We start from the raw sequence: 22,281 nt of genomic DNA, 5'->3' as shown, positions 1-22,281 counted from the left end.
GGTGACTTTCATTGAACCCATTACCCTGACCGGCAAGTTCGTGACCCTCGAGCCGTTGAGCCAGGAACACCACGATGGCCTGGTGGACGCGGCCCGCGACGGAGATCTGTGGAAGCTCTGGTACACCTCCGTTCCGACGCCGGAGGGCATGGCTGCGGACATCGAGCGTCGCCTTTCCTTGCAGGAGGCCGGCTCCATGCTGCCGTTCGCCACGCGGTCCAAAGCCACGGGCAAACTGATCGGCATGACCACGTACATGAACATCGACGCCGCGACCCCTCGCGTGGAGATCGGTTCCACCTGGAACGCGGCGTCGGCGCACGGTACAGGAACCAACCCGGATTCCAAGCTGCTGCTGCTGCGGCACGCCTTTGAAGCCCTGGGCTGCCCGGCCGTGGAATTCCGCACGCACTGGCTGAACCACCAGTCCCGTGAAGCCATTGCCCGGCTCGGCGCCAAGCAGGACGGGGTTCTCCGGAACCACTCCCGCACCAAGGACGGCGTGCTTCGCGACACGGTGGTGTTCTCCATCCTTGAGCACGAGTGGCCGGCTGTGCGTAACGGTCTCGAGTACCGGCTGGCCAAGTACGGCGCCGAGGGGTGAGCTTTCGGCGGTAAGCGCCCGCGGTTGGTCCCGAGAGCTCACCCCTCGGCGCGGGGTTGGTCCCGAGAGCTCACTCCTCGGCGCGCAGGCGGTCCCTTCCGGCCCGTCGATGTGCTTAGCTGGCTGCTATGGACGGGACTTCTTCAACGCACCAAAGTGTCCACTGGGATGGCGCTGTCAACGCCTGGAAGATCGCCGGCGACGTGTACCGGATGGGTCGCCACGAATGGGTCACCGGGGACGGTTGGCAGCAAATGTACGACGACGGCGTCCGCACCGTGATCGACCTCCGCGCCTCGCGCGAGCGGCGGCAACGCGACACGGATCCTGAGGTGCCGGACGATGTGAAGGCGCGCATCGACGTCGTCCATTGCCCCACGGAAGACCCGGACCACAGCCAATTCAGTGAGCTGTTCGGCCCGTACCTGAGGGATCCAGCCCAGTACGGCGACTATCTGCAGCTGTTCGGGGAGAAGATCGCCGCCGTCTTCAAAGCCATCGCTGCCTCACCGGGCAAAGTGGTGGTGCACTGTTCTGCCGGGAGGGACCGGAGCGGAATGATCGCCCTGATGCTGCAGCGGCTCGCGGGGATGGACGATCAGGAAATCCTTGCCGGGTATGAGCTTGCTGCCCGCGGGATCAATGAGCGGCACCGGACCCATGGGGCGCCCCACGCACATGATCCGTATCTTCCCGACGAGCAGCTCGAGGCCATGTTGGCTGAACGCCTGGCGGCTTTGCGGAGCTTCCTGGCTTCGCTTGATGTTGCCGGATTCCTCACGGACAACGGGCTTTCTCCGGAGGAGCTGGGCACGGTCCGGGCCAAGGTGGGAGCCGGGGCGGGCTTCTCCGCTTGAAAAACAACTGCTGTACTCGCCGGGGGATTCATGTACCCTGTATATATTACCGAACGGCCGGTCAGTAATGTTGGCTTCAGTCATCTGACCGTGCCGATTTCCTGTGCCTTGGAAGGACCCGTCGACGATGACCACTACCGCAGTCGCCCCGGAAACCACAGCCGTTGCCACCGTCCCCAGCTACGTCCAGGATGCCTGGTGGACCCCGGCCCCCGATGCCAAGAAGGTTCCTGTTCGCGACGCCAGCACCGGAGAAGTCCTGGCGAACGTGAGCACCGACGGCCTGGACCTGGCCGCCGCCGTGCATTTCGCGCGGACCACCGGCCAGGCTGAACTCGGGAAGCTGACGTTCCACCAGCGCGCGCTCAAGCTCAAAGAGCTTGCCATGTACCTCAACGGGCGCCGTGAGGAGCTGTACGCGTCGTCCTCGCAGAGCGGCGCCACCAAGATCGACAACATGATCGACATCGACGGCGGCATCGGTGTCCTCTTCACCTTCGGTTCCAAGGGCCGCCGCGAACTCCCTAACTCGCAGGTCATTGTCGACGGCCCCATGGAGGTGCTCTCCAAGGACGGCTCGTTCGCCGGTGAGCACATCTACACCCGCATTCCGGGCGTCGCTGTTCAGATCAACGCCTTCAACTTCCCCGTCTGGGGCATGCTGGAAAAGTTCGCCCCAGCGTTCCTGGCCGGCGTTCCCACCATCGTGAAGCCCGCCACGCCCACCGGCTATGTGGCCGCTGACGCCGTCAAGGCAATCGTCGAGTCCGGCATCCTCCCGGCCGGTTCCCTGCAGCTGATCTCCGGGTCTGCCCGGACCATCCTGGACGAACTCGACTACCGCGACCTCGTTTCCTTCACGGGCTCGGCATCCACCGCCAACTCCCTCAAATCCCATCGGAACGTGGTGCAGGGCGGTGTCCGCTTCACCTCCGAGACCGACTCGCTCAACGCAGCAATCCTTGGCCCCGACGCCGTTCCCGGGACCCCTGAATTCGATGCCTTCATCAAAGCCGTCGTCACCGAGATGACCGTCAAGGCCGGCCAGAAGTGCACTGCCATCCGCCGCGTCATCGTTCCCCAGGAGTTGACCGCTGACGTCGCGGCCGCCGTCGGAGCCCGCATCAACGAACGCGTCGTACTCGGCGACCCGCGCGCCGAGGGCGTCACCATGGGCGCCCTGGCTTCCCTCGAACAGCTCGCCGACGTCCGCGCGGCCGTGCAGTCGATGCTCGACGCCGGAGGTGAACTTGCGTACGGATCCCTCGATTCGCCGTCGGTCACCTCCGTTGGAGGCACCGTAGGAGTTGTGGAGGACGGCGCGTTCATGTCGCCCGTGCTCCTCAGCTGGGCAGACGCCGAAGCCGAAGAAGTCCACTCCCTGGAAGCCTTCGGGCCGGTTTCTTCCGTGCTCGGGTACTCCGACCTTGCCGACGCCATCCGCTTGGCAGCCCGCGGCTCAGGCTCGCTGGTGGCTTCCGTGTGCACCAACGATCCCGCTGTCGCCCGCGAACTGGTGACAGGAATCGCAGCCCACCACGGCCGCGTGCACATGCTCAACCGCGAAGACGCACGCTCCTCCACCGGACACGGCTCGCCGGTGCCCCACCTGGTCCACGGCGGTCCGGGCCGCGCCGGCGGTGGCGAGGAACTGGGTGGCATCCGTTCCGTCCTGCACCACATGCAGCGCACGGCCATCCAAGGTTCGCCGAACATGCTCACCGCGGTCACCGGCCAGTGGCACACCGGCGCCGACCGCAACTTCACTGTGGAAACAGAAGGCGAGCACCCGTTCCGGAAGCACCTTTCGACCCTTCGCATTGGTGACGCCGTCCGTTCGGAACTGCGCGAGGTCAGGCTTGAAGACATCACCGCCTTCGCGAACTCCACGGGCGACACCTTCTACGCGCACACCAACCAGGAAGCCGCCGAAGCCAACCCCTTCTTCCCGGGCATCGTGGCCCACGGCTACTTGCTGCTGAGCTGGGCCGCGGGGCTGTTCGTGGAGCCCGCGCCGGGTCCCGTGCTGGCCAACTACGGTCTGGAGAACCTGCGCTTCATCACCCCGGTCGCAGCCGGCGACTCCATCCGCGTCACACTGACGGCCAAGAAGATCACCCCGCGTGAGACCGACGAATACGGCGAGGTGGCGTGGGACGCCGTCCTGACCAACCAGAACGACGAGATCGTGGCCACCTACGACGTCCTGACCCTCGTGGAGAAGTAACCCTTCCTCACCTTCCTTGGGTTTGGTGGTGTCGCTTGCTCACATCCCGCGTGTTTGGTGGTGTCGCTTGCTCACGTTCCTTGGGTTTGGTCGTGACGCTTGCTCACGTTCCTAGGGTTTGTTGGTAACCCTTCCTCACGTTCCTTGGGTTTGGTGGTGTCGCTTGCTCACGAACGAAACGCCTTCTCACGTCGTGGGATGGCGTTTCGTTTTGTGCCTGCGCGTCTATGGGCATTGCACGACGACGGGACCTGGCGCGCATGCCGCGTCCACCTTTGGGGAAGGTGGCAGCCTGGAAGGCGCGGGGTGTGATGGAGCGTTGGCATCAAGCACGGGGGGTGTGATGGAGCGTTGGCCTCAAGCACGGGGGGTGTGATGGAGCGTTGGCCTCAAGCACGGGGGGTGTGATGGAGTGTTGGCCTCAAGCACGGGGGGTGTGATGGAGCGTCGGCATCAAGCACGGGGGGTGTGATGGAGCGTCGGCATCAAGCACGCAGGATGTGCGTGAGGGTCAGGCTGCGGTGTGGAGTCCGTCGAAGGCCATGGTGATGACGTCGTCCGCGAGCTTCTCAGGGGACAGGGAACCGCCGGGCTTGTACCACTCCACGATCGAGTTGATGGTGCCGAACAGGAGCCGTGTGACCGTCCGGGGATCGATGTCCTGGCGCAGGGAGCCGTCCTCGCGGGCGGCAGAAATCAACTCAGCCACCTTGTGGTCGAATGCGCGCCGGCGTTCCAGTGCGTCCCGTTCGATCTCCGTGTTTCCGCGCAAACGCAGCAGCAGGGTCACAAACGGCAAGCGGTCCACCAGCACCGCGATGGTCTGCCGCAGCACGAACTCGAGCCGCGCATCAGCAGGTCCGGACGTTGCTGAGGGCTCCTCCAGGATGGCCTCAAGACCACCCAGTGCGTGGTCCAGGGCGAGCTTCAGCAGATCGCCCTTGGACGGCACGTGGTGGTAGATGGCTGACTTGGAGATCCCGAGGTTCTCGGCCAGGATGCCCATGGACGTGGCGTCGTACCCGTGGCGGTTGAAGACGTCGACGGCGATGCGGAGCACCGACTGCTGGTCATAACCGGGCCGTCCGCGCTTGGTGGTGGTCTCAGTAGGCATGCTGGCATTTTCTCACGATCTCAACCGGGGAAGGCGCTCAGCCCTTGGGCCGCATGTCGTAGATCCGGCGGAGCTTGCCGTTGGACCGCTCAAGCGAGCCCGGCTCCACAACGTCGACTACGCAAGATGATCCGACGTGAATCTTGATCTGCTCCCGCAAGGTGTGGGCCGCCGTCGTGCCGGCATCAACGGTGACGTTTTCGCGCCGCTCAATCTTCACGGTCAGCGAGTCCATGCGCTTGCCCTCTGGGCGCGTGATTTCAAGCTGGAAGTGGGGGCTGAGCTCGGGGATGCGGAGTGCGATTTCTTCGATCTGCGACGGGAAGAGGTTCACGCCACGGAGGATGATCATGTCGTCGCTGCGGCCGGTGATGCGGCCCATGCGGCGGTGCGCGGGACGTGCGGTGCCGGGCAGCAGGCGGGTGAGGTCCTTGGTGCGGTACCGGATGATCGGCAGCGCTTCCTTGGTCAACGAGGTGAAAACGAGTTCGCCCGGTTCGCCGTCGCCCAGGACCGTGGAGTGATCGAACGGGTCGATGATTTCGGGGCGGAAGTGGTCTTCCCAGATGTGGCAGCCGTCCTGCGTTTCAACCGCTTCACCCGCAACTCCCGGACCCATGACTTCGGAGAGCCCGTAAATGTCCGAGGCTTTGATGTTCATGGTGACTTCGAGTTCGTGCCGCATTTCCTCTGTCCACGGCTCTGCGCCGAGCACTGCGTATTTGAGGGAGGTGGACGTGGGATCGATTCCCATGTGCGCCATGGCGTCGGCGATGGTGAGCAGGTAGGTGGGTGTGGCCAGGATGGCGTCCGGCTTGAAGTCCTGGATGAGCTGGATCTGGCGTTCTGTCTGGCCGCCTGACATGGGGATGACGGTGCAGCCGAGCGCTTCGGCGCCGGCGTGCGCGCCCAGGCCGCCGGTGAAGAGGCCGTAGCCGTAGGCGTTGTGGACTTTCATGCCGGGGCGGACGCCGGAGGCGCGGAAGGACCGGGCCACCAGTGTTGCCCAGTTGGCGAGGTCGTTCTTGGTGTAGCCGACCACAGTAGGCCGTCCGGTGGTGCCGGAGCTGGCGTGGATGCGTGCCACCTGGTCCTGCGGGACGGCGAACATGCCGAACGGGTACTCCAGGCGGAGGTCTTCCTTGGTGGTGTACGGGAACTTGCCAAGGTCGCTCAGTTCGCGGAGGTCCGACGGGTGCACGCCGGCTTCATCGAACTTGCGCTTGTACAGGGGAACGCGGTCGTAGGCGTAGGCCACCGTGTGCTGGAGGCGGGTGAGCTGGAGTGCCTCGAGTTCGTCGCGGGAGATGGTCTCTTCACGGTCCAGCACGGGAGAACCGGCTTCGGACATGTTGGCGGTGGGTGCGGCCACGGTGTTCTGCGTCATGGGGGTTTCCTACTTCTTGGAGATGGTACGGCTGCGGCCACGGAACTCAGCAATGAGTTCGCCGGTCTCTGCGTCGGATGCGGTGTCCGGGGCAGCATCGGGGGAGGCCGCGAAGATCTGGATGTCGTACAGTCCGCTGCGTCCCGTGCTTGCGCGGCGGTTTGCGACGGCGGTAATCACCTGGCCCTGGTAGGCCGGCTTGATGAAGTTGATGTCGACGCCGGAGGCCACCGTGATGGAGGCCGCCTCCTCGGGTGTCGGGTTGGCCGGGTTGCAGGCCAGTGCGAAGGCGGTGTCGCCGAAGGCAAAGATCATTCCGCCGTGGGCCATGCCGAATCCGTTGAGCATCTCCTGCCGGAGGTGCATGCGGATTGTGGCGTGGCCGTCGTCGAGCTTGAGGACCTCGATACCCATCCATTCGGACGCGTAGTCGTTCGTCAGGATGTGGTGCGATGCACCGGAGAGGGTTGTTTCAACCATGCGTCATTGCCTCCAGCTTTATTTACCGAATGTTCATTAGGTAATCCCAGATCGCGCCACGTGTCAAGACTGGGCCACTATTCGTCCCGGCCTAGTAGCCTCATGTGCATGCCCGAAATTGAGCTCCCGATTGTCACCGACCGCCTGATCCTGCGCCGTTTCGGTGTGGAAGACCTTGAACGCTTCCACGAATACCAGGCCCTCCCCGAAACAGCCCGCTTCCTGTTCCGCCACGAACTCACCAAGACCAAGTCCATGGAGGTCCTGGGCCGCTACGCCAACTTCGAGTTCAACCAAGAAGGGGATTGGGTGTGCCTGGCCATTGAGCGCCAGGACCAGCCGGGCCTGGTAGGCGAGGTCGTGCTGAAATGGCTGGAAGGCACCGGGCAGGGCGAGCTTGGCTGGATCCTGCACCCGGATGCCCGTGGCCACGGATACGCCACGGAAGCAGCCGAAGCCGTCCTGCGCCTGGCGTTCGAGCAGTTGTCCTTCCACCGCGTGGACGCCAAGCTCGATGCCCTCAACGAAGGCTCAGCGGGGATCTGCCAGAGGCTCGGGATGCGTTTGGAGGCAACCTTGGTGGACAACTGGCACTACAAGGGCCAGTGGGCTACGGAGAACATCTACGCAATCCTGGACTCGGAGTGGCGCAACCGGCACCGCCCGTGGACCCGCAGCGTCAGCTGACCGGCCACGCGTTGTGGTGCTTCAGCTGCTCGGTCAGCTGTGCCTCGGCCAACGGCCTGCTGAAGTAGTAGCCCTGTCCGCTGGTGCAGCCAATGCCCAACAAGTACTCGGCCTGCTCCGCGGTTTCGATGCCTTCCCAGACGGCATTCAGCCCGCATGCCCGGATCAGCTGCAATACCGCTGCCAGGAGGGCAGGCTGGGAAGGGTCGCTGCCCAGTGCTGACAGGAGTGTGCGGTCCACTTTCACGGTGTCGACGGGCAACTGCCGCAGGTAGCTGATGGACGAATAGCCCGTGCCGAAGTCATCGATCTCCAGCCCCACCCCCAGACGGCGCAGGCTGTTGAGGGTGTATCGATCCAGGTCGTTTCCCTGGATGACGGCGCTTTCGGTCAGCTCCAGCACCAGGAGCGAGGGGTCCAGGTCTGCCTCGGAGAGCGCCTCCCGCACGTCTTCCACGAACTCCAGCCGCTGCAGATCCGCCGCCGAAACGTTGATGCGCATGCTGAAGCGGTGGCGTCGGGTCAGGGGGTCGGTTCGCCATTGCTTCAATTGTTCGACGGCGGTGCGGAGCACCCAGCCGCCCAGATCGGAGATCATTCCCGTTTCTTCGGCGATGGGGATGAACTCATCGGGCATGATGAGTCCACGGGTGGGGTGGTTCCAACGGACCAGGGCCTCCACGCCTTCGATTTCCCGGGTGTCCAGCGTGACGATGGGCTGGTAGTGGAGCACCAGCTGGGAACCGGCGATTGCCTCCTTGAGTTCGCCGATCAGTTGGTTGCGCATCTGCCGCGCGTGCAACATGGCCGGTTCGAAGATCTTCAGCCGTCCACGGCCGTCGGATTTGGACTCGTACATGGCGATGTCCGCCTCCATCATGAGTTCCTCCGCGCGCTGGCCGGGGTCGGCCATGCGCAGGCCCATGCTGGCACCGCACCGTAGGTGCTGGCCTTCGATCTCCATGACCTCTACGACGGCGGCGAGGATGCGGTTGCCGATGGCGGCGGCTTCGCTGGGGCTTACCCCAGGGATCAGAACCGCGAATTCGTCACCACCCATCCGTGCCACCATGTCCTGTTCCCGGACCGCCCCGCTGATCCTCCCGGCTACGGTTTCCAGGACTTTGTCGCCGATGGTGTGGCCCAGGGAGTCGTTGATGGCTTTGAAACCGTCCATGTCCAGCAGCAGGATGGCCGCCCTCTTCTTGCCGTCTGCCTCCCCGGCCTGTGCTTCGTTGAGCGCGGCAGCAAAGGCCGAACGGTTGTGAAGGCCCGTCAAGGGATCGGTCATGGCCATGCGGCGCATTGCGAGGTGGGCTTCGTTGAGCTGCTGGGTACGGGCCTGCACCCGCTGTTCCAGCTCCTCGTAAACAATCTGCAGGTCTTCGGCAAGGAGGTTCGTGCCCATGATGACGGCGTCGATCTCATCGCGCGCTTCGGAGACCTTCACCCGGGTGCTCAGGTCTCCTGCAGCGAGCCGGACGATGCCTTCGAGGAGCAGCTCCAAGCGGGGATCGTTCCCGGAATACATGCTTGCCTCGGCCACAACTAAACCTTGCGTGGCCCGTCCTGCAGTTCAACAGTTTTCTGCAAGTAGGCGCGAACCGCCGCACTGCGCTCGGGCAGTGCTGCTTGGTCAAAAAGCTTTGCTGCGACTTCGCATGCTGCCAGGCCGTCGTCCGTCCGGCCGGAGTCCAACAGGGCCCGGGCCAGGAGGAAGTGCGCTTCGGCCGCGGTTTGGGTGGCCAAGATGGAGGAGCGGGCACTCAACGGCTCAAGGATGGCCAGGGCCTCCTTCATTTGGCCGTTGAGGAAATTCCAGTGGGCGCGGACCAGTGACATTTCCAGGTGGTCCCGCTCTGAGCCGCCCACAATATCCGTGGCGAGCTCGGCCCGTTCGATGCAGCGCAAGGTGGCGGCGTCGTCGAGCTTGGCCTGGAGCCGCATTTCCGCCGAGGCGCGGTTGAAGCGTGCCCACAGATCGACGTCTTTCGACGGCGAAAGCCGTTCCGCGGCAAGGTCGTGATATCGGCCGCCATCGGCCACCCGGTCGGCCAGGAACGCTACGTTTCCGATGACCCAATAGCCTTTGCCCGCGGTGTCTTCGTCAATGTCGTCGGTGATCAACGTTTCCAGGACAAGGCATTCGCGCCAGGCGTCATCCAGGAGCCGGCTTTCTGCCAGGGCTGCAATAAGCGCACGCTGGGCCAGGATCTGCACGTACAGCAAATCGGAGTCCAAGGACGCGAGTTTCGCGGCATCGGCTGCGGTGGTGGCAGCCTCCGCGAGCCGGCCCAGTCCTTGGTATGCCACGGCCACCATGGTTCCCGCTTTCGCGCCGAGCTCGGGGGAAGTGGCTGTGAAGCTGTGGTCCTTCAGCTCTGTGGCCAGTTGAAGGTATTCCTCGATCCGTCCCTGGTCACGGAGGCATTCGGCCTGCAAATAGCGCATGTCCCACCAGGAATGGTCGTCCCCGGCGTCCGAGGCCAGCTCCGCGGCTTCACCCGCAAGCCTGAAGGCCTCGTCGAAATCCCGTTCCTTCCATTTGGCACGGGCCGTGAGACCGGCCACGAGGTGCGAGGCGAGGTGGGGACTATTCATGTGCCCATTATCCATGTCATTGCCGGAGAAAAGCTCGTATAGTTTGCCCCGTGACTTTATTCAAGTCACAGTCAACAATTCGCATCAGTACGAAAGGGCATAGCGGATGAAAAAATTTGCGGCAACCCTGCTCATGGCGGCAGTTCTGGCAGTAACGGGATTCGCTGCTCCGGCTAATGCCGAGCCTTCGCAGGACAGCACGGCAATCGGCTGGTGGCCGAACAGCACCACCACAACCAAGACGAACACCACCAGCATCGGGTGGTGGCCGAACTAAACATTGGGGGAGCCTCTCAAGGCCACTTGACATAAAATTGATGCCCCGGGCCGCTGCCTGGGGCATCAATTTTTGTTTCAAATTATGTCGCGCATTAGTGACGGCCCGGGTGTGGTTCGGCTGAGCCATTGACAGGGCTGTCACAGGGCCTCGAAACCTAAGGTCCGCCGACGGGCAGCTCCACGGACACCGTGGTCCCGGAGCCGAGGGTGGAGTCAAACACCATGCGTCCCATGTGGCGGCTGATGATGTCATGTGCGATTGCCAGGCCCAGGCCGCTGCCGGGAACTGCTGCCGAGGTGGCATTGGAAGCGCGGTAGAAACGGGTCAGGATATGGGGGAGATCGTGTTCCGGGATACCAAGGCCGTTGTCTGCGATCTTGACCAACGCTGCCCGCCCACCATCCTTGGAAGAGGACACGGCGCTGCTGATGCCCACCCGGCCGCCCTCGGGGGTGAACTTGATGGCGTTGGCCACGATGTTCGTGAAGACCTGTTCCAGCTTTGCCTCATCCGCGGTGACTTCGATGTCCTCGGGGCCCTCCGTGACAGACACCGACACGTGGCGGGACTCTGCCAGTGGCCTCAGCGTCGCCACGACAACCTGGAGGAGCTTGGCAATGTCCACCGGTTTGAGGTCGAGGTTGCTGCCGTCCTGCATCGAAACCGTCAGCAGGTCCTCAATGAGCTTCCGCAGGCGGCTGGAGTTCCGGGCTATGACGTCCAGCATCCTGTTGATGCCCTCGGGAACCGGGCCACCTGAACCGTCCTGGATCATGTCCAGGTAGGCCGTGATGGAGGTCAACGGGGTGCGAAGCTCGTGGTTCACGGTGGCCAGGAAGTCAGTCTTGGCCTTGTCCAGTTGCCGTAGCTGGTGCAGGACACGCTGCTGTGCGCTGATGAGGTTTCCCTGGATGAGTCCGTGCGCAACGTTTCCGGCCACGTGCTGCAGGAGTGCGATTTCGGGCCGGGTCCATTCGTGCCGGTCCTCCACTGTGGAGAGCAGGATGATGCCCATGGCCGATGCGCCTTCGCCCACAGGCAGCAGCACTGTAGAGACGGGGTTGAGTTCGTTGGACCAGGTTTTCAGGGCCTGGGCGATGGCCGAGTCGGGGTCCTCACGGTGGTCGGTAATGGCCAGCACATCTGCGGCAGCCCATAGTTTGTTGGCCACCTCCGTGATGGCGCCCTCACTGCCGCCCAGCCTTGCCGGAAGCATCTGGCGTCCCGGGCGGCTCCATTGGGCGCGGATGCTGGGGACCCGTTCATCCTGGAACGTCGCGAACCAGACGTGGTCCACACCCAGGGCGTCGCCGAAACCCTGGACGACGTGGTCTGCGATCAGCTGGGGGTCGTTCGTTTCCCGGATCGCTGACGAAACTCCCCGCAGGCTCTCGCGCAAGGCCTCGACCTCGCCCCGTGAGCGCGCGCGTTCCCTGGCGCGGCCGATCAGGGTCTGCACCCGATGGACAATTTCGCCCCCGCGGGCCGGGCTCATGACGTAGTCGGCAACTCGCCATGACTCCACGGCTTCCACATCCAGCGATTCGTCTTCACCGAGGAGGAGCAGGACCGGGACCCCGGGATTGCGGAGGGACTGCCCGAGCGTGCTTTCCGCTACCACTACCGCGGGGCGCTCGTGCTGGAGCAGCGAAGCGATTTCGCCGGCATCCTTGGCAGGAAGAACGCGGAAGCCCGCGGCGGCGAGGGCCGCCGATGCCACGGCCAGGCGGTCCGCATCGGAATCTGCGACCACGGCGGAAAGGGAATGCTGTACTTCGGCATTGTCCTGGCCCACTGAGCCCCTTCCCTTCAACGCTTAACCACGTAAATTCCGGATGTGGCAACACCCTATCAGCGGCGTGGGGGCGTACGGACGCCACGCAGCAAACGGGCTGGATGAGTCGTGGGTCACGCCTTTACATTGTCCTCCGGATTCGACAGCCTTGAAGAAGCACCGAAGCCCACTGCCTGTGGCACAGAATCGGATGAGGAGCATCGTGGACCAACCCGCCACACCGCCGGAACACCAGCAGGTGATGTTTGAGCTGGAGCTTGAAGAGTCCGGAATTCTGCGTCTTACCTGGCCTCGCGGCGTCAGGATCAAGGAAGGGGACGCACAGCGGGCCATGGACCGGGTCAACGAGCTGTGCGGCCAGGAACGCCACCCCATGATTGTGGACATGGCAACCACGGACGACGTCACGCGCGGCGCCCGCTCCGTCTTCGCCAAACCATGCCAGGCCAACAGGATCGCCCTTTGGGGTTCGTCGCCGGTGGACCGGGTCATTGCCAATTTCTTCCTGGGCATCATGAAGCCGCCGTGTCCCACCAAATTCTTCACCTCCGAAACAGAAGCGCTGGAGTGGCTGGTGCAGGGATAAGGCACCCTATATTTGGAGCATGCTCTCTGCGCTGAGGAAGTACCTGCTGATCCCACGCCTCATCAGGCTCTCCTCTTCGGCGCCCAAGGATCCGCTGACCGCCTGGGACCAATACTGGGGCAACGTGCGATCGACGGGAGCCAGCGGCGATGTCCTCTGGGACTCGGGAAGCGACCATGAACTGAACGGCTACCTTCCCAAGCTGGCGAAACTTGACCCGGCCCTCCCTGTGGTGGACGTTGGATGCGGCAACGGCAGTTTCACCCGGCTCCTCTCAGGGCACTTCCCCCTGGCCCTGGGGCTCGACTACTCCGCCAACGCCATCGACCGCGCCCGGCAGGAGTCAGCCGGCATCACGACGGCGGCATTCGCCGTGTGTGACATGACGGCACCGGACGCTGCGCAGACTGTCGCAACGGCGCTGGAAAAGGCGGGCTGGACCGGCGACGCCAACGTCTTCATCCGAGGCGTGCTGCACGTGCTGGACCGCAAAGGACGTGCAGCCTTGGCGGCAAACCTGCTGCCCGTCGTCGGACGCCGTGGCGGCGTGTTCCTGGCAGAGACCAACTTTCCCGGCACCCCCGTGGACTACGTCAGCCACCTCGGCGCTACCCGCAAGTCGATCCCTGCACCGCTTGAATGGGCCATCCGCGGATTGCCAATGCCGGGCCGCTTCGGCGCGGCGCAGCGCGCCAAGGCCTTTCCGACGGCGGACTGGAACCTTGTGGAGGACGGCGCGACGAACATCGAAACCCGCCCGTTGAGCAACCCATCGGTTCCGGATGTGATCCCGGGGTATTACGCCATCCTCCGCTCAAGGGCTACTTGAGGCCGGCTCCCGGAAGCAGTTTCGTGGCGCCCAGGGAGTCGGCCACGAAGGCGTAGTCCCAGGCACGCTCGCGCCACTGCACGTAGCGGCCCGACGCGCCACCGTGGCCGCCGTCCATCTCGATCTTCATGATGATCGGCTCCGTCCCAGTGGAGGTGGCGCGCAGAGCCTGGACCCACTTGGCCGGTTCAACGTAAAGCACGCGGGTGTCATTGAAGGACGTCACAGCGGCGATCTTTGGATAGGCCGTGGCTCCCACATTCTCGTAGGGAGTGTAGGACTTCATGTACGCATACGCCTGGGGATCGGTAATCGGGTTTCCCCATTCCTCCCATTCGAGGGCGGACAAAGGCAGCTCGGGGTCCAGGATGGTGGTCAGGGCGTCCACGAACGGGACCTGCGCCACCACCGCAGCGTACTTTTCGGGGGCCATGTTGGCGACGGCGCCCATCAGCAGTCCGCCTGCGGAGCCGCCCATCGCGGCAATACGCGAGGGGTCGACCAATCCCGAGGATGCCAGCCAGTCCGTTGCGGCAATGAAGTCCGTGAAGGTGTTCTTCTTGTTGAGCTTCTTCCCGTCCTCGTACCAGTGGCGTCCCAGTTCGCCGCCGCCCCGGATGTGGGCGATGACCATGACGATGCCGCGGTCCAGGAGTGACAACCGCGCTACGCCGAATCCGGGGTCCATGCTGACCTCGTACGAGCCATATCCGTAGACGAGACCCGCCGCAGTGCCGTCCGGCTGTACCGAAGCGTGACGCAGTACCGACAACGGGACCCGGGTGCCGTCGTCGGCCGTTGCCCATTCGCGCGTCGCCACGTAGTCGGAAGAGGAGTAGCCGCCCAGGACGGGGCTTTCCTTGCGGAGCAGAAGCTGGCCATCGGGCAGCCCGGGAGTGGGGAGGACGAAGTCGTACACGCGTGACGGTGTGAAGTAGGAGGTGTAGCCCATTCGGATCACGGGGGCTTCATAATCCGATCCCGAAACGCCTGCCGTGTAGAGCTCTTCGTCGAAGGCCGGCTCCACGGGTGCGCCCTGCGCCGGGGTGCCCAGCCCTGCCAACGGCAGCACCTGCACCCTTTCGATGGTGTCCTTGCGGATGGAAAGAACCAGATGGGTGGAGGTCACGCCTGCGCCGTTGACCCTGACGTCGTCCGAATGCGCGACGACGGTACGCCAGTTCTGCGCGGCGATGGGCTTGGTGAGCTCCGCCGGGTCCACCAGGCTGACCATCGAGTTGATGGCGTCCTTGTTGTGGGTCAGGAGCAGGGTCTCCCGGCCGCCCAGGAGGAAGGGCTCGGCCTCGTAGAGAATGTGCTCTTCACGTGGAATGACGGTGCTGAGGCCGGATTCGTAGTCGTCGAAACGAAGCAGGCGGGTTTCGCTGAACTCCGAGCAGCCGATGCTGAGCACGAGGTGGCGACGGTCGGAGGCGAGGTCGAAGCCCAGCCACATGGCGACGTCGTCCTCCTGGTAGAGAACCTCATCCTCGGTGACGGGCGTGCCCAGGACGTGGGCCTTCACCTGGTAGGGCCGCCACGACTCGTCCACCACTGTGTAGAAAAGCCTGGTGCCGTCCGGGGAGAAGGCAACCCCGTAGAAAATGTCCTCAATGACATCCGGAAGGAGTTCGCCTGTGCGCAGGTCCTTGATCCGCAGAGTGAATCGTTCGTCCCCGGAGTTGTCCACTGCGTAGGCGTAGAGGTTGCCGTCCACGGTCACGGCAGCGCCGCCGACGCTGAAGAACGGCTGGCCCTCGGCTTCGATGTTGCCGTCAAGGAGCACTTCCTCGCCGGGCAGTTCCACGCCGGCCTCCACGGCCGGGGGAGTCCAGTCCGCCACGGGATCGCCCGTGTTCCGGGCCAGGACGCGGCACTGGATGCTGTACTCCTTGCCCTCCACCGAGCGGCTGTAGTACCACCAGCCATCCTTGCGGCTGGGGACCGAAAGATCCGTTTCCTGGGTGCGGCCCTTGATCTCCTGGAACATCGCTTCGCGCAATGGCTCCTGGTGCGCAGTCACGGCCTCCTGGTAGGCGTTCTCCGCTTTCAGGTGCTCCACGACTTCCGGTGATTCCTTGTCCCGGAGCCACTCGTACTGGTCCACGAAAACATCGCCGTGATGTTCCCGCCGGGTGGGAACCCGCTTGGCAACGGGCGGCTCCGGAACAGTTTCGCGGGTTACCGGGGATGCAGAAGAAATGTGGCTCATGGGGCCACTCTATAGACGCGCTCCGACACTGAACCAGCAATTTCGCTCAGAGCGCCGGGCACGTCCCGGGGAAGCCGGGAGCGACCCCATCTCCCGGGAGATCCTCGCGGATCTGCGTCATGACTCGCGCAGCACCCCCACTGCTTATAGGCGAGCACGATTTCGTACGGTGCCCGGAAAGTTGGAGGTTCGGATGTTCACGCTTTACCCGCAAAGTTTTCACCCCGGCAAGAGAGGGAATCCTCATCCCCGGTGGCCCTCCGAATCCATGCGCCGGTCCGTCGTGGACCTTGAGGTCATCATTCCTGCCTACAACGAGGCCGCCAGGATTCCCCACACCCTGCACCAAACCATCGACTTCCTGGCCGGCCAGGCATGGTCGTCGCGCATCGTGGTGGTGGACAACGGAAGTGTGGATGAGACAGCTGCCGTGGTGCGCCGGATCTCCCGTGAACAGCGCGGCATCGTGCCGGTGTCCGTGGTGGGCTGCGCCCGCCGGGGCAAGGGGGCGGCAGTCCGCCGTGGCCTGCTGAGCGGAACATCGAAATTCACCGGCTTCTTCGATGCCGATCTCGCCACTCCGCTGGAAACACTCAGCAAGACCATGGCCCATCTCTCGCGCGGTGCGGCCGCAGTGATTGCCTCGCGCCATTCGCCCGGTTCCACCTTTGTGCGGCCCCAGCATTTGGGACGCAGGGTGGGAGGCACAGCCTTCCGGGTATTGACGCGCTCCAAGGTCAAGGGGATCCAGGACACCCAGTGCGGTTTCAAGTTCTTCGAACGCGACGCGCTCACCGCGGCCATGGTGCAGTGCCGGAGCACGGGCTTCGCCTTCGATGTCGAACTCCTCCTGCGGCTACAGAACAACGGCGCGAGGATCATCGAACTCCCCGTGGCCTGGACGGATGGTGCTGAGTCCACTTTCCGTCCCTTCCACGATGGCGTTGCCAGCTTCGCATCAGTGATCCAACTTCAGAAAGCAACATCATGACCTTTGCCCTGCCCGACATGAACTCTCCCGCGAGGCTTGCTGGAAAGCGGGTGCTGGTGCTCAACTGGCGCGATATCCGGCACTCCCTTGCCGGCGGTGCCGAGCAATACATGCACCAGATATCCAAGAGGTGGGTGGACAGCGGCGTAAAGGTCACCTGGTTCACAGCGCGCGACGCCGGCCAGTTGCCGGAGGATGCAATCGACGGCATCCGGATACTCCGTGCCGGCGGACCGCTGTCCATCTACGGAAAGACCGCAGCGAGGCTCCTGCGCAGCGCCGGACAGTTTGACGCCGTGGTGGATTGCCAGAACGGGATTCCGTTCTTTTCCCCGCTGTTCCTGCCCAAGGATGTTCCGATCATCCAGCTGGTGCACCACGTCCATCAGGAGCAGTTCCGCAGCAGGTTCTCGCCACCGTTGGCTGCCGTGGGCAGGTTCCTGGAGAGTGCAGGAGCCAAGAGGGTCTACGGGCGGCGCTCGATGGTTGCGGTGTCACCGTCAACGCGGCTGGAATTGCGGAAGCTTGGCTTTGGAAGCCCCATCCACGTGGTTCCGAACGGCACGATCGACATCCCCAAGGCAGTGGCCACACGGGCAACTGAGCCAACCGTCGCCGTCGTCAGCCGTTTGGTGCCGCATAAGCGGCTGGATCTGCTGCTGGGCCAGTTCGCCGTTGCCGCACGAAGCGTTCCGAACCTGAGGATGGACATCGTTGGGGACGGGCCGGAACGGGCACGTTTGCAGCAGATCGCGATGGATCTTGGCCTGGATCATGCAGTGACATTCCATGGTTATCAGCCCGACGGCGTCCGCGACGAACTGCTGGGCAGGGCCTGGCTGACAGCTTCCACCTCGGCCTCCGAAGGCTGGGGTTGTTCGGTGGTTGAGGCCGCGGCCTGGGGAGTTCCCTGCCTGGCGCTTCGCGTGCCCGGAATACGGGACTCGGTGGTTGATGGCAGGACAGGCTGGCTGGTGGACAACCCTGCAGATATTGGCCGCACCATGGTTCAAGTCATGGCCACGTTGTCCCAGCCGGGCAGTTTCACGGACATTGCGGATGAGTGCCGTGAGTGGGCCCGTTGTTTCACTTGGGAGCGCAGCACCAGGTTGCTCACGGGGGTGCTGCTGGAAGAGGAGAAGTTGCGGCGGGACGGTGGAGATCCCCGGGCCTGTCACTCGGATCTCTCCACCCTGGTTCGTTTCGAACTGCCGCACGGAGCATCCCTCAAGTCGATTCTGCGGCCTACCGATGAAGTAGCCCTGAGCAGTGACGGGCGCGTGGCGATCCTGATGAAGGGACGCGACGAATTCGAGGCTTTCGCTGCAGCACAGAGCATTGGCGTTGCCAATCCGGAACTTCGCCAGGCGGGCCGCTACACGCTTCTTGCCGGACCCGAAAGCCGGTTTGCTCCGGCTGATGTAATCGATGGCCAATAGCTCCGTGGACGCGGACACCGCACCTTTCCCTTCCCGGGAGGCGGACACAGGCGGCCGCGCCAACCGAACGCCGGACCAAGGCACGAATGTATCGCAGAACAGTGGCCTTCTTGCGGTCTCGGCCGGTGTAGTCGGGGTGGTCAGCTACGCCTGCACGTTGCTGATGGCGGCCCTGCTTCCAACCACTGATTACAGCCTGTTCGCAGCGGCCGCGATGCTGGTAGGCATTGTGGGCATCGTCGCCGCTGCGTTGGTTCCCCTTCCTCTTTCCCACACCGTGGCTGTTCACGCGGAGGGCTCGGAGGGGCGGCGGGATGGTTTGTCGTTCTCGGTCTTTGTGTCGTGTCTGGCAGGGCTGGTGGCAGCCATCGTGACAGGCTGCCTCACTCTCGTCATTGGTACTCCCTCCATGGCTCTTGCTGTCGGCTTGGCCTCCTTCACGATTTTTGTGGTGGCGGTGCCTGCCGGATGGCTCCAGGGCGAATTGCGCTTTACGTGGTACGCCGTGGGAACCGTGGCCGAGGTTGTGGTCAGGCTGCTTGTCAGCCTGGTGGTGGCCGTGCTGGCTTGGGGTGCCGGGGGCGCGGTGACGGGCTTCGCGGTGGGGGCCTTGGCGGGTTTGGTGGTACCGCCGGCTTTCTACCGTGACCTGCGCTGGCGTCCCAGGGTGCTGCGTGAGAAATGGCGTTGGGCGGAAACCAGCGACATCGCCTCAGTTCTCTGCGTCGTGTCTGTGCTGGTGGGCATGGACGTGGTGGTGGTTGGTTTCCTGGACCAGGGATCGGTGGCAGCGGCTGGGTTCCAGGCCCTCTCCACTTTGGCCAAGGGGCCCGTCTATGTGGCGGCCGGAACCGCGCTGGTGGCATTCCCCTTGTTGCGGAGCCCTGGCGCTGATGTTGGCCGGATTCTTGCCGGAGCCTTTTCCTCGTTCGGGCAGTTGGCCGTGGTGGCCTTTGCCATCATTGCCACGGCACCGCCTCTGCTGGCCGGCCTGGTGATTCCCCGGAAGTACCACGGTTCCATTGACCTCCTCCCGTGGCTGGCCGCATCAGGTCTCGGTTATGCCGTCCTGATGGTGCTTTCCACGATCCTTCTGGCTGTGCGCGCCTATCGCCGATGCCAACTGGGCCTCGCATGTGCATGCCTCTTGCTGGTTGGCGGGCTTTGGGTTGGATGGGAGTTGAACAGGGTACCGGGCATGGCGGCAGGTGCCGCGGCCGGGGCAGTGTCGGCGGCCTTGGTCATGGCTGTTCTGGCCCGCCCTGTGCTGGCCAACGCCAACCCCGGAAAGGGAGCAGGCCGTTTTGCCATCCTGGCGGTCGCCCTGATCGTGGTCCTCGGCGTGGCCGCCCACCTGCAGCCACTGCTTTGGCTTCTGCCCGCCATGATCAGCGGGGTCGCTGTGTTGGCACACCAGCGCGGTTTGCTGCCCCACAGGAACGACTTCAAGTTTTTCCGCCGCCGCACTCAGGGTGCCCGTAGAAGGAGTTCCGGCCGTCGGTCCAACCACACGGGATCCCGGCGCGCGGGGCGCCTGCCGGCCTGGATCAGAAGAGGAGCGTCCAATAAATCACTGGCAGTCGGCTGGGTTGTTGTCGCAGCGTTCGGTGTCCGGGCGCTGGGGCTGGAGCGCGGCTTCGAGTTGTGGGTGGATGAAATGTTGTATGTGCGGCTGGGGGAGTCGGTCAGCAACGGCATGTTTCCCACGCTGCCGGACGGGCCGTTCTTCCTGCATCCGCCCGGATATTTCCTGCTTGAAGCGGGAGTCATCAAGGTGTTAGGCATTTTCGGGGACATCATCGATGTGACGCTGCAGCTACGGTGGCTCAACGGCGTTCTGGGGGCTGTCACCGTGGGGCTCGGATTCTTGTTGGTCGGCCATCTGGCCACGAAGACCGCTGCCTGGCTTACCGCCGTGCTCCTGGCCTTTGAACCGTTCATCCTGCGCAACAACAGCCACGCCTTCCTTGAGACATCTGCCATGGTTCCCGCGCTGGCCGGGATGTTGTTGCTTGTGGGCGCCCGCGAGCCTGGGAGCAGGGCGCGATGGTTCCTCAGATTGATGGCTGCCGGATTGTTGTTCGGGTACTCCATCCTGTGCAAGGACTTCTTCTTCATTTGCACGCTGGCTCCCGTGCTGGCCGCCGTTGTGTGGAAGAAGACCCTTCCGTGGCGGGAAGCGCTGGTGCTGACAGTCTTCGGCGTACTGCCTTATGCAAGCTACTTGCTGGTGGTTGCCGCCGGCGGTCATTTTTCCGATTGGGTGTGGGCAAAGACCCACGGGCTGGTGCGCATGTCCGGTGTGGAGAAGACCACCGGCTTCACTTCTGAGGGATCACCGAGCTTGGTGTCGCGCCTTATTGAGCAAAGCGGGCATTTCGGCACGAGCTATCTTCTGCTGGGCCTGTGCCCGCTGGTGGGACTCATCCTGTGCTTCAGCCATCATGCCGGGAGGCGACTGGTCGGGCTGGGCGGCTTGGCCCTGGGAGCGGCCGGCGTCTACAGCGCAGCGTTTGGCACCTTTGAGGAACAGTACGGGTACGGCGTCATGGTGGCCGGCGCGCTGTGTTCGGTCATTGTGGTGGTGGAGCTCAAAGAGAGATACCACCGCGCACGCAGAACCCTTGGCGTCGTCAGCGTCTGTTTCGTGGCGTTGACCGTGGTGCTGGGTCTTCGGACTGAATTGACGGTGGACAACGGCTTCGTCCGGTCCAACGACTGGGTGCAGGCGAACCTGCCAGCGGACGCACGGATCAGCGTCACCAACAGCACAGGCCACTTCGCCTATCTGGATGACCCGCGGTTTGGTATCTGGCCTTCGGCGCCCCTGATGAAGCAGAACGGGGCCAGCTACATCCTGACCCAATCCAAACCCACCAGCCAAGGCTACGGCTATGCCAATCCCACCATGCTCGCCTGGTTGAAGGAGCATGCAAGGCCCATGGTCTCGACGCCGGGCCCGACCAACGGCGAAACGACCATCTGGTTTGTCGAACCGGCTGATCTCGAACAGGCGGCGATGACCAACATCGGTGAGCCCTCCAAAAACTACGGAACGGAAAAATAGATGAGAGTACTGCATCTGGGCTTCGAAGATCCACGCATGCCAGGAGCCGGCGGAGGATCCGTGAGGACCTACGAGATAAACCAACGGCTGGCGGCGAGGGGTTTCGACGTAACGGTCCTCACCACCCGGTATCCAGGATGGGAAGAGCGTGTCCAGGACGGGGTCCACTACGTCCCCATTGGCCTCGGGGAAGGCCGCAACCGGCTGTCCAGGCTCCTGGCGTATGTTCTGTGTTTGCCGTTTGAAACCCTCAGGAGGCACGGGCAAACAGACCTGGTGGTGGAGGACTTTTTTGCCCCCTTCTCAACGATGGCCGCACCGCTCTGGACCCGGCGCCCCACCATCGGGGTTGTCCAGTGGCTCCATGCCAGGGAGAAAGCGCGGCAGTACAAACTCCCCTTGCACTGGCTCGAGCGGCTGGGGGTGCAATCGCACCGGAGGCTCATCTCTGTTTCGCAGGGAATCGCGGAGCGGTTGACGCAGCTGAATCCGCGCCTCCACGTGGACGTGATCGGAAATGGCGTGGACCCGGCCGCGTGGAAACCCATTCCACATCGGGGGAAGGACGTCATGTTCATTGGCCGCCTGGAGTACGGCCACAAAGGCCTGGACCTCCTCCTGGAAGCCTGGGCGCAATGCTGTGACCGGGTGGATGGCGACCTGCTGGTGGCCGGCACGGGTCCGGATGAAGCCAGGTTCCGCGAAGGCATCCGGGAGACGGGACTGTGTGGACGCGTGCGGATGCTCGGATGGTTGTCAGGTGACGAAAAGTTCCAGGCGCTGAGCGATGCGCGGCTAGTGGTGGTGCCGTCCCGGCACGAAACCTTCGGATTGGTTGCCATCGACGCCTTGGCGGTGGGGACCCCCGTGGTTGCGTTCGACATCCCCTGCCTCCGTGAGATCGTCCCGACGGGTGTCGGCTGGCTGGTCGAAGCGCTGAACGTCGCCAAGCTGGCTGATGAGATCGCCCTCCGATACACGGAGCCGGCGCTTGTCGGGGTGGCAGCAGAGGGACGCCGTTTCGCCGCTGCGTATGACTGGGACGTGTTGGCCGAGCGCCAGGCTGCAGCGTACAAGGACGCGGTGGCAACCCTGAAACCGACCGCATCCGGGGAAGGGGCTTGA

General features: G+C 63.9%; 18 protein-coding genes. 11 read left to right on the top strand and 7 right to left on the bottom strand.

Annotated features, from left to right (window positions below; all coding sequences use genetic code 11):
* Nucleotide 1: 1 nt before the first annotated feature.
* The 3 genes from PYR64_RS14880 (at nt 2) to paaZ (ending at nt 3,688) form a co-directional block, all read left to right on the top strand.
* On the top strand, nt 2-604 hold the full coding sequence (locus PYR64_RS14880; RefSeq protein ID WP_055971248.1) for a GNAT family protein: 603 nt from the start codon (nt 2-4) through the stop codon (nt 602-604).
* A gap of 128 nt (nt 605-732) precedes the next feature.
* A complete protein-coding gene (locus PYR64_RS14875; RefSeq protein WP_110503717.1) occupies nt 733-1,461 on the top strand; it encodes a tyrosine-protein phosphatase in 729 nt (242 codons plus the stop codon).
* A gap of 127 nt (nt 1,462-1,588) precedes the next feature.
* The gene (paaZ, locus tag PYR64_RS14870) at nt 1,589-3,688 is read left to right on the top strand and encodes a phenylacetic acid degradation bifunctional protein PaaZ (protein WP_275776020.1); all 2,100 of its coding nucleotides are present in this window, start codon (nt 1,589-1,591) and stop codon (nt 3,686-3,688) included.
* A 511-nt stretch (nt 3,689-4,199) separates the two neighbouring features.
* Here paaZ and PYR64_RS14865 read toward each other — a convergent pair.
* Genes PYR64_RS14865 through PYR64_RS14855 form a run of 3 tightly spaced genes read right to left on the bottom strand, consistent with a single transcriptional unit; the run spans nt 4,200 to nt 6,669 of the window.
* Nucleotides 4,200-4,802 (bottom strand): TetR/AcrR family transcriptional regulator, encoded by a 603-nt coding sequence (locus tag PYR64_RS14865; RefSeq protein ID WP_018776946.1) that lies wholly within the window; start codon nt 4,800-4,802, stop codon nt 4,200-4,202.
* A gap of 37 nt (nt 4,803-4,839) precedes the next feature.
* Nucleotides 4,840-6,189, bottom strand: coding sequence for a phenylacetate--CoA ligase PaaK (gene paaK / locus PYR64_RS14860; RefSeq protein WP_039242731.1), 1,350 nt, complete (start codon nt 6,187-6,189; stop codon nt 4,840-4,842).
* Nucleotides 6,190-6,198: 9 nt separating this feature from the next.
* Nucleotides 6,199-6,669 carry a hotdog fold thioesterase gene (locus PYR64_RS14855; protein ID WP_018776944.1) on the bottom strand — a complete coding sequence of 157 codons (471 nt, stop codon included), beginning with the start codon at nt 6,667-6,669 and terminating at the stop codon, nt 6,199-6,201.
* Nucleotides 6,670-6,777: 108 nt separating this feature from the next.
* On the opposite strand from PYR64_RS14855, the gene PYR64_RS14850 reads away from it, so the two are divergent.
* Entirely contained in the window at nt 6,778-7,356 is a 579-nt protein-coding gene (locus tag PYR64_RS14850; RefSeq protein WP_018776943.1) for a GNAT family protein, read from the top strand.
* On the opposite strand, the gene PYR64_RS14845 is transcribed toward PYR64_RS14850, so the two are convergent.
* A complete protein-coding gene (locus tag PYR64_RS14845; RefSeq protein ID WP_275776016.1) occupies nt 7,349-8,902 on the bottom strand; it encodes an EAL domain-containing protein in 1,554 nt (517 codons plus the stop codon). The two genes, PYR64_RS14850 and PYR64_RS14845, sit on opposite strands and share 8 nt — an antisense overlap.
* Nucleotides 8,903-8,904: 2 nt before the next feature.
* Nucleotides 8,905-9,957, bottom strand: a complete 1,053-nt coding sequence (locus PYR64_RS14840) for a hypothetical protein (protein WP_275776014.1) — start codon at nt 9,955-9,957, stop codon at nt 8,905-8,907.
* Nucleotides 9,958-10,063: 106 nt separating this feature from the next.
* Here PYR64_RS14840 and PYR64_RS14835 point away from each other — a divergent pair, with 106 nt between their 5' ends.
* Nucleotides 10,064-10,234 (top strand): hypothetical protein, encoded by a 171-nt coding sequence (locus tag PYR64_RS14835; protein WP_162239598.1) that lies wholly within the window; start codon nt 10,064-10,066, stop codon nt 10,232-10,234.
* Nucleotides 10,235-10,391: 157 nt separating this feature from the next.
* Here PYR64_RS14835 and PYR64_RS14830 read toward each other — a convergent pair whose 3' ends face one another.
* The gene (locus tag PYR64_RS14830) at nt 10,392-12,032 is read right to left on the bottom strand and encodes an ATP-binding protein (protein ID WP_275776011.1); all 1,641 of its coding nucleotides are present in this window, start codon (nt 12,030-12,032) and stop codon (nt 10,392-10,394) included.
* Nucleotides 12,033-12,234: 202 nt separating this feature from the next.
* Here PYR64_RS14830 and PYR64_RS14825 point away from each other — a divergent pair, with 202 nt between their 5' ends.
* Nucleotides 12,235-12,618: an STAS/SEC14 domain-containing protein gene (locus PYR64_RS14825; protein ID WP_275776009.1), complete on the top strand. Its 384-nt coding sequence runs from the start codon at nt 12,235-12,237 to the stop codon at nt 12,616-12,618.
* A gap of 19 nt (nt 12,619-12,637) precedes the next feature.
* Nucleotides 12,638-13,447 carry a class I SAM-dependent methyltransferase gene (locus PYR64_RS14820; RefSeq protein ID WP_275776007.1) on the top strand — a complete coding sequence of 270 codons (810 nt, stop codon included), beginning with the start codon at nt 12,638-12,640 and terminating at the stop codon, nt 13,445-13,447.
* Here the strand turns inward: PYR64_RS14820 and PYR64_RS14815 are convergent.
* Nucleotides 13,440-15,659 (bottom strand): S9 family peptidase, encoded by a 2,220-nt coding sequence (locus PYR64_RS14815; RefSeq protein ID WP_275776005.1) that lies wholly within the window; start codon nt 15,657-15,659, stop codon nt 13,440-13,442. The genes PYR64_RS14820 and PYR64_RS14815 overlap by 8 nt on opposite strands.
* A gap of 268 nt (nt 15,660-15,927) precedes the next feature.
* Here PYR64_RS14815 and PYR64_RS14810 point away from each other — a divergent pair, with 268 nt between their 5' ends.
* From PYR64_RS14810 to PYR64_RS14795, 4 genes are read left to right on the top strand one after another with little or no spacing between them, the layout of a single operon-like run.
* Nucleotides 15,928-16,650 carry a glycosyltransferase gene (locus tag PYR64_RS14810; protein WP_064721453.1) on the top strand — a complete coding sequence of 241 codons (723 nt, stop codon included), beginning with the start codon at nt 15,928-15,930 and terminating at the stop codon, nt 16,648-16,650.
* Nucleotides 16,647-18,089: a glycosyltransferase family 4 protein gene (locus tag PYR64_RS14805; RefSeq protein ID WP_275776002.1), complete on the top strand. Its 1,443-nt coding sequence runs from the start codon at nt 16,647-16,649 to the stop codon at nt 18,087-18,089. Before PYR64_RS14810 ends, PYR64_RS14805 begins: the two co-directional genes overlap by 4 nt.
* Complete coding sequence (locus PYR64_RS14800; RefSeq protein ID WP_275776000.1) at nt 18,079-21,156, top strand: glycosyltransferase family 39 protein; 3,078 nt, start codon at nt 18,079-18,081, stop codon at nt 21,154-21,156. The genes PYR64_RS14805 and PYR64_RS14800 overlap by 11 nt, the downstream gene beginning before the upstream one ends.
* Complete coding sequence (locus PYR64_RS14795; protein ID WP_275775998.1) at nt 21,157-22,281, top strand: glycosyltransferase family 4 protein; 1,125 nt, start codon at nt 21,157-21,159, stop codon at nt 22,279-22,281.

The sequence above is a fragment of the Paenarthrobacter sp. Y-19 genome (genome assembly GCF_029223985.1).
Lineage (GTDB): Bacteria > Actinomycetota > Actinomycetes > Actinomycetales > Micrococcaceae > Arthrobacter > Arthrobacter nicotinovorans.
Note: the sequence above shows the minus strand (reverse complement) of the source record. Positions and strands in the feature narration are given on the sequence as shown.